Origin of the sequence: Lacticaseibacillus salsurae (genome assembly GCF_045862175.1) — a bacterium.
Lineage (GTDB): Bacteria > Bacillota > Bacilli > Lactobacillales > Lactobacillaceae > Lacticaseibacillus > Lacticaseibacillus salsurae.
The window spans coordinates 1-1,091 of sequence record NZ_BAAFZI010000148.1 but is presented as its reverse complement, the minus strand read 5'-3'; the positions used below and the strand labels follow the sequence as shown (position 1 = coordinate 1,091).

Below are 1,091 nucleotides of genomic sequence, written 5' to 3'. Positions count from 1 at the left end.
AAGCTAAGTGGAACATCTCCGACCAGAAGACTTCCAGCGAAGATTTCCAACCAAACATCTTGCGAGGGCGAGTGTTAATTTGCCACACCATTCGATTGATTTCTTCGTCTGTGATTGTAGAGATGTCTGTTCCTTTGGGAATATATTCCCGAATCAATCCATTGGTATTTTCGTTGCTTCCTCTGGCCCATGGCGCATGCGGATTGGGAAAATAGAACTCAACTTCATACTCGTTTGTGAGCTCTGCGTGCCTTCCAAACTCTTTTCCTCGATCAGGAGTGATTGTATGAAGAATATCATGTGGGATCTTTGAGAAGATTGCTTTCAAGGTTTCTAGGACTGGTAAAGCCTTCCTACCGGCGGCCCTTTGTGCCAGTAAGAGTCGGCTGCGGCGATCAATCATTGTGACAAGAACATCGCCACCGTCACGACCAACAACAGTATCGAGTTCCCAGTCACCAAGCCGAGTACGCTTATCAGCTTCCAATGGTCTCTCCGCCAATTTGTGTGAAATCGGAATCTTTCCTCTTTTCTCAACGTAGCCTTTCTTATGCCTTGTCTTACCTCGGTGACGCAATTTACGTGCAATGCCTCTAGCACCATGACTTCTAGGTACACCAAGGTTATATCGATGTATTTCTCGATAGATTGTGACGAAGCTGAATGGACTTGATCCTTGGGTCCGTATGTAGTTTCCGACGATCTGTTCTGGCGACCAATGATCATCTTGGATAGCCTTAATGACCGAACTTCGGAGCTCAGCGTTCTCAAAGATCCGCGGACGACGGCAGGCTTTACGCTTCTTGAGGTAATCTTTCTGTGCCGCCAACGCCTTGTATTCTTTAGTGCATCGATGGACCTCTCTAGAAATCGTGCTAACGCTGCGGCTCAAACGCGTTGCTATTTCATGAAGGGATAGCCCAAGCTGGATAAAAGACTCTATACGACCGCGTTCAATAGCGGTAAGCTGATTGTAATGGCTCATTAGGAAACCTCCGTATAATGGTGTTCTCAACAAACAACATTCTACGCTGTCTCCTAGTGGGTCAGTCTTATTTCTTAATGTTCCACTTCAATTGTAAATTCAAGTA

General features: G+C 45.9%; 1 protein-coding gene. It reads right to left on the bottom strand.

The genetic code is table 11. The features are described from left to right. Positions 1-985: IS30 family transposase (locus ACKTSG_RS14330; protein WP_056965185.1), on the bottom strand; the 985-nt coding region annotated here is incomplete at its 3' end. Positions 986-1,091 lie beyond the last annotated feature (106 nt).